Here is a 6,621-nt window from a genome sequence, read left to right on the forward strand (position 1 = left end):
TTTCCTCTCCTGCATTCCTATTTCCGGAAAAATTTGTTATTATTTTCAGTAATAGGATTTCCATCATGACGCTCATTACATATGTCTCCTAAAAAAGATACTAGGAGGGTGCCCATGAAGAAGACCACTCCATCAACGTTAACGTCTTTGACCGACCAGGAAATTGAAAGTCTCTTAACATCGATCAGGAATAGCAGTGCCATACAGGAACAATCATTTCAATTGCCGATTAAGAACCGGATTGAAGAGATCTCTGGACAAATTGATGCAGCTTCCCGGCAGATGGAAGAAATTTTTGATATTGTGGCAAGCTCAGGTGTTGTACCTGTCCATGAAATTAAAAATGAAATAATGCCAGCAATTATGCAGGCAGCGGAAATTCCACATATATATCACTTATTCTATGAATTGAAATCAAAGGATGAATATACCTATAGGCACTCTGTCTGTGTTGGCATCATTGCTGCCCTATTGGGAAAATGGCTGAAACTGAGCAGCGAAGAACTATATGATCTTGCCCTGGGTGCCACTCTTCACGATATTGGAAAAGCCAGGGTGCCGGCGGAAATCCTGAACAAGCCAGGAAGGCTTTCACAGGACGAATATATGGAAATGAAACGCCATACCGTTTATGGATACCGGCTTCTTAGGGACATACCTGAGATCAGTGAAAGAGCTGCCCTTATTGCTCTGCAGCATCATGAAAGGGAAGATGGCGGCGGTTACCCATTCAGTTTGCGAAGTGAGAAGATAGACAGGCTTGCGAAAATCGTCGCAATTGCAGATGTTTATCATGCAATGTCATCCTCGAGGGTGTATCATCAGGCTGAGCCTTTCCACATTGTCATTTCCCAAATGCAAAATGATGTTTTTGGAAAATTTGACCCAAGCATCATGCTGGTGTTCCTATATCGGATTATGGAAAGCCTTGTGGGAAGAAGAGTTCTTCTGAGCAGTGGGGAAGAGGGGACAATCCTTATGGTCGATCCATATGAACCTTTAAGGGCCCTGATAAAATCTGCTGATACCCTGATTGATTTGAGGCTCAACCGGGGCTTAAGAATTTCCAGGGTGCTAAATGATTCAATTGTAGGAGTATAAAATCAGATGCATTCTCATATCTTTTAATAATCTATTATGATTTTTAAAAGGGTGAGGGCATGTACCGTTTTTCAATTGGCGAGGACAATTGGATCATTATCTTTTCCCCGCATCTTTCCCTTGAAGCCAAAGAAAAAGAGGAAATCATCCGCTCGATCTCAATGATGGGCCATCTATTGGCGGGGTTTTCCCACGGTGAGTCTTTTGTGATTTTCCACCAGCTTGCAGGGGCTGTCGTAATGCGGATAGAAAAAGTTCCTTCATTGATCTTGACTGTGTCGGCAGTCGTATCGAGGGATCGATGGTACATCAATGACCAGAACACAATTGAACCATTCGAGAATAATTAACAGGCAGCTGATTTTCAGCTGCCTGTTTGATTTTTTTGCTATAGGCTTCACTTTTCACACACATGCATTTATCCGCATCCTTCAGGGCTTCACGGCCATTTTAGAAGTTGCTTCTGAATCGAATATCCAATATTATTCGTAAAAGCTCAAATTCCGAAAGAGTAAGCATCAATAGTTACGAAATGAACCGGACTATTTTACTTAGCTGATCATTCCTGCGATAAAAGTCCTTTACGCTCGCAAATAGAAACATATAAAATAGAGTTTGAGACTATTTTTGTCTATCAACCTACTATTGCTTTACAGGAGGAGAATATGAAGCTGATCGTTGCGGAAAAGCCTGACCAGGGCAGAACGCTGGCCTCCGTTTTCAAAATGAAAAAAAGGGAAGGGTTCCTTGAAATCCTGCCCAATGAAATATTTCCGGATGGTGCATATGTATCTTGGGCGATCGGCCACCTGACCGAGCTGTCAGCCCCTGAAAAATATAACCCTTCCTGGAAAAAATGGTCACTGAATTCATTGCCAATCATACCGGAGCAATTTCAGTATGAAGTGGTAAAATCAAAAGCAAAACAATTCAATATCATCAAAAAGCTGGCCACAGACCCGCAGGTTACGGAGATCATCCATGCCGGGGATGCCGGGCGTGAGGGCGAATTGATCATCCGGAATGTATTGCGTCTGGCAGGCTGCATGAAACCGATGAAAAGGCTATGGATTTCTTCCCTGACGCCAAAAGCAATTAAAGAAGGCTTTCAGAAATTATTAGATGAATCGGACACTAAAAACCTGTATTTTGAGGCATATACAAGAGCCTGCGCCGACTGGGTGGTAGGAATGAATGCGTCAAGGCTATACACGCTCCTGCTGCAAAAGAAGGGGTATTCAGATGTTTTTTCAGTTGGCCGTGTACAGACACCAACACTGGCGCTCATCGTTAAAAGAGAGCTGGAAATCGAAAACTTTGTATCTGAACCGTTTTGGGAAGTATTCGGCAAATTCAATATAAACGGCAAAAAATACAGCGGCAAATGGGAAAAGGATGGAGACTCCAGGATTAAATCCAGGGAAATGGCAGAAAAAATCGCTGCTTTCTGTGACGGGAAGCAAGCAGAAGCGGCAGAAGTGAATTCTGAGAAGAAAGAATTCCTTCCCCCATTATTATACAACCTATCTGCTATCCAGGCAGAGGCGAACCGCCGTTTCAAGATGTCGCCTAAAAAGACACTTGACGTCCTCCAGGGGCTGTATCAGAGGGGGATTGTCTCCTACCCGCGTTCTGATTCCAGGTATGTAACTCCCGGGGAAGCTGCGGGTTTTCCATCCATTTTGAACAAACTGCAGTCAATTCCGGAGTATCAGGAATTTTTTCCTTTGCAAATTAGCTCAATCCAAAACAATAAGAGATATGTTAATGAAAAGAAGGTCACCGACCACTATGCCATTATCCCGACTGAACAGGTGCCTAATATTAGCAGGCTGTCAGGTGATGAGCAAAAGCTATATGACCTCCTTGCCAGGACCTTGATTGCAGCACATTATGGTCCATATATAGCTGAATATACGACAATAAAAACTGTCGTCGAGGGCAGGGCTGAATTCATTTCTAAAGGAAAAGTCCAGTTGGATGAAGGTTGGAAAAAGGTATTGCCTCAGAAGGATGCTGATAAGGAACCTGAGCTTCCTCCTGTTCAGCAAGGGGAAACCGGTACCGTAATGAAAGCCGAAGTAAAAGAAAGCAAGACCCAGCCGCCCAAAAGGCTGACTGAAGGGCAGCTTATCACATTAATGAAAACAGCTGGCAAGCACATAGAGGATAAAGAACTCGAAAAAGTATTAATGAAGACAGAAGGACTTGGGACTGAGGCCACCAGGGCTGGGATCATCACTATGCTAAAGGACCGTGCGTATATTGAGGTGCGGAAAAATCTTGTTTATGCAACAGCAAAGGCTAAGATACTCGTCGCAGCCATCAGCGGCCAAATCCTGTCCTCCCCTGAAATGACCGCTAAATGGGAGCAAAGGCTGCACCAAATCGGAGAAGGTGAGGCCTCTCCTAAGTCATTTATTGAACAAACATCCAAGATGATCAGGCACCTTGTAGCGGAAACTTCTGAAGGAGCTGAAAGCTGGTCTTTTTCAGATGAACTGACAAGTGCATTTGTTCCTGGCAAAAAAAGCGGTAAAGCACGCAGGGGCAGTAATCTTGGGAAATGTAAAAAATGTGATGGCATGGTTGTTGATAAAGGGCCGTTTTATGGATGCTCCAATTATCAGAAAACCAAATGCGATTTTACACTTTCAAAGCAGATCCTTGGCAAGACGATAACACAGAAAAATATTAAAAAGCTGCTTACAGAAGGTAATACAGATATAATTGAAGGGTTTCAAGGCAAGGAAAAAAGCTTTGATGCCAAGCTTTTATGGGACGGGCAGGAGAATAAGCTGAAATTTGATTTATCGCCGCAGCCTGTAAAGCAGGAAGGGTAGCTTCTTGTCACTCATGTCCTTCTATAGTACACTTTAATATGGCTATTGTTTAAGCATTGGAGGTCAAGGGATGACAACACCCAGTATGGAAGATTATATTGAACAAATCTATATTTTGATAGAAGAGAAGGGCTATGCCCGAGTATCGGATATAGCAGAAGCATTATCCGTCCATCCCTCCTCAGTAACAAAAATGGTCCAGAAGCTGGATAAGGACCAATTCCTGGTTTATGAAAAATACCGCGGCCTGATGCTGACGCCCAAGGGCATCAAGACAGGAAAGCGGCTCGTTTACCGCCATGAATTACTGGAGCAATTATTAAAGGTAATCGGCGTCAAGGATGAAAATATTTATAATGATGTGGAAGGTATAGAGCACCATTTAAGCTGGGACGCGATTGACAGGATTGGCGACCTGGTTCAGTTTTTTGAGGAAGACGGAACACGTGTAGAGGCTTTGCGGGCAATCCAAAAACAGAATGAAGAAGCATGAAAAATACACCTGACGTTTGTCAGGTGTATTTGTTTATTTTGAATTTAATAAATATCAGGATAATGTTCAAACGGCTGACCGTCTGTAGACATGAGGGAGCTAAATCCATCCCCGCCTTCTTGTATATTGACTCCGGTTATGGTGCCTTCTGCTGCCTCCTGCAGTGCTTTGCGATAAGAAATGATCCGGCCGCTTGAAGTTTGGAAGCTGATGATATCACCTGAATGGTTCTTGTGGATTGCTATTAATTGTTCCTGCATTGTCGTTTCTCTCCTTTCACCCCACTAGTCTTGCACGATTGCCGGAAAAATAAACTTAACAGGAATTAATCTATTAATAGCGAAATAGTTATGGAAGCGACAACTTTTATATATGGGGCAGGTGATACAATTGAAAGCTTTCGATTGGGAGCATGAATCCGAGAAGCAATGGGATGGAATGGCCAGCTCCTGGAATTCGAGAAGCAGAGGCATGTGGGAAAACGGGAGCAGGAAGGATATCGTCCCTTTCATACAAGAATTTATCCCCTTAGGGTCCTCTGTATGCGATCTGGGCTGCGGCGATGGAATTGGGTCAGAAAAATTAGCACAGGCCGGCTATAAGGTTACCGGAATCGATGTATCAGAGGAAATGCTTGAGATTGCGAGAAAGAATCCGGGGAATGAAAATATCACGTTTTATAAGGCTAATTTATCATCAAGCGGAATGCCGGAGGGTTCTTTTGATGCGGTGATGGCAATCAACTCTCTTGAATGGACAAATAGTCCATTTTCGTCACTTCAGGAAATATCGAGAATCATAAAGCCTGATGGGCATGCATGCATAGGCATTTTAGGGCCGACAGCTGGGCCAAGAGTAAACAGCTACCGGCGGCTTTACGGGGATGAAATAATCTGCAATACGATTATGCCCTGGGAGCTTGAGAAAATGGCATTAGAAAATGGATGGGAAAAGGCCGGGGAGTTTGGTGTGTACAAGAAAGCCGCCTCCCAGCTCTCCATTGGCTCTCTGCCTGCTGAACTGAAGCAATCGCTATCTTTTATGTGGGTATTCATGTTTAAAAAGAACCGCAGGGAGGAACGTACATGAGCAGATTTTCAATTGAGGAATTTGTGAAAAATACGAAGCAGCAGGATAAAGGTGAAGGATTATTTGAGATCGAGACACCGAGAATGCTTGAAGTGAATCTTAACGGACAGGTATGGTCAAAAGCAGGAGCCATGGTTTCCTATCGCGGAAACATCAAGTTCGAAAGAGAAGGGATCCTCGAGCATGGTCTTGGAAAAATGTTCAAGAAGGCCTTTACCGGCGAAGGCACTTCTCTCATGAAAGCAACAGGGAATGGAAAGCTGTATTTAGCAGACCAGGGGAAGAAAATTTCCATTCTAAACCTTCAAAATGATTCAATCTTTGTTAATGGCAATGATTTGCTTGCATTTGAACCCACAATCAGCTGGGATATCAAACTGATGCGCCGTGTCGCTGGAATGCTGTCCGGCGGGTTGTTCAATGTTCGTCTGGAAGGTTCGGGAATGGTCGCGATTACGTCCCATTATGAACCTTTAACCCTACTTGTGACTAGGGATAATCCAGTATTTACTGACCCAAACGCTACTGTAGCTTGGAGTGGAAACCTCCAGCCGGATTTTGTTACTGATGTCTCGTTAAAAACCTTCCTTGGCAGGGGCAGCGGTGAATCAATCCAAATGAAATTCAGCGGTGAAGGCTTCGTCGTAGTCCAGCCGTTTGAAGAAGTTTACTATGCGCCACAATCATAAGGGAGAGGCATCAATTAGATGCCTCTTCTATTTTTACTTTATAAGAAAGTATATAATCTTCGAAAACTGTCTAGCTCCAGCGCCTAGCCCCTAGAGTCGCATGTCTAGCTGCGGCTCCTAACTCCTCGAGACGCTTCGGTCCTGCCAATGAAGTCAAAGAGCGACTTCACTGGCAGGCCATCCGACGGACACGATGTTCTAGTGCCGACGTTGCCACAGGACGTGGCGTTCCTAGTCGGCCAGCGCTTTTCGGAGTTAAGCAGTCGCCTCCGCGTTTCTTATTGTCTAGTTTCGCCTCCTAGAAACTCCGAAACTTCAACTCCGCCGGCAGAAGCAAAAAGCGCTTCTTTGTCGGAGTCTCCAGTTTCTGCGTTTCTGGGCAGTCGGCTATACTTTTCGTTTTCGG

7 protein-coding genes are annotated in these 6,621 nt (G+C 44.1%); 6 read left to right on the forward strand and 1 reads right to left on the reverse strand.

Annotated features, from left to right (window positions below; genetic code table 11):
• Positions 1-114: 114 nt before the first annotated feature.
• From AC3EBE_RS19625 to mntR, 4 genes are all read left to right on the forward strand, one after another.
• A complete protein-coding gene (locus AC3EBE_RS19625; protein ID WP_488596720.1) occupies positions 115-1,101 on the forward strand; it encodes an HD-GYP domain-containing protein in 987 nt (328 codons plus the stop codon).
• Between the two features lie 59 nt (positions 1,102-1,160).
• Complete coding sequence (locus tag AC3EBE_RS19630) at positions 1,161-1,451, forward strand: hypothetical protein (protein ID WP_488596721.1); 291 nt, start codon at positions 1,161-1,163, stop codon at positions 1,449-1,451.
• A 315-nt stretch (positions 1,452-1,766) separates the two neighbouring features.
• Positions 1,767-3,944, forward strand: coding sequence for a DNA topoisomerase III (locus tag AC3EBE_RS19635; RefSeq protein WP_488596722.1), 2,178 nt, complete (start codon positions 1,767-1,769; stop codon positions 3,942-3,944).
• 70 nt (positions 3,945-4,014) lie between these two features.
• Complete coding sequence (gene mntR / locus AC3EBE_RS19640) at positions 4,015-4,437, forward strand: transcriptional regulator MntR (RefSeq protein ID WP_488596723.1); 423 nt, start codon at positions 4,015-4,017, stop codon at positions 4,435-4,437.
• 44 nt (positions 4,438-4,481) lie between these two features.
• Here mntR and AC3EBE_RS19645 read toward each other — a convergent pair whose 3' ends face one another.
• Positions 4,482-4,697, reverse strand: a complete 216-nt coding sequence (locus AC3EBE_RS19645) for a DUF3892 domain-containing protein (protein WP_488596724.1) — start codon at positions 4,695-4,697, stop codon at positions 4,482-4,484.
• 130 nt (positions 4,698-4,827) lie between these two features.
• Here AC3EBE_RS19645 and AC3EBE_RS19650 point away from each other — a divergent pair, with 130 nt between their 5' ends.
• Together AC3EBE_RS19650 and AC3EBE_RS19655 are read left to right on the forward strand one after the other, a co-directional pair.
• A complete protein-coding gene (locus AC3EBE_RS19650) occupies positions 4,828-5,526 on the forward strand; it encodes a class I SAM-dependent methyltransferase (protein WP_488596725.1) in 699 nt (232 codons plus the stop codon).
• Positions 5,523-6,215, forward strand: coding sequence for an AIM24 family protein (locus AC3EBE_RS19655; protein WP_488596726.1), 693 nt, complete (start codon positions 5,523-5,525; stop codon positions 6,213-6,215). Before AC3EBE_RS19650 ends, AC3EBE_RS19655 begins: the two co-directional genes overlap by 4 nt.
• Positions 6,216-6,621 lie beyond the last annotated feature (406 nt).

Source organism: Mesobacillus sp. (assembly GCF_057785455.1).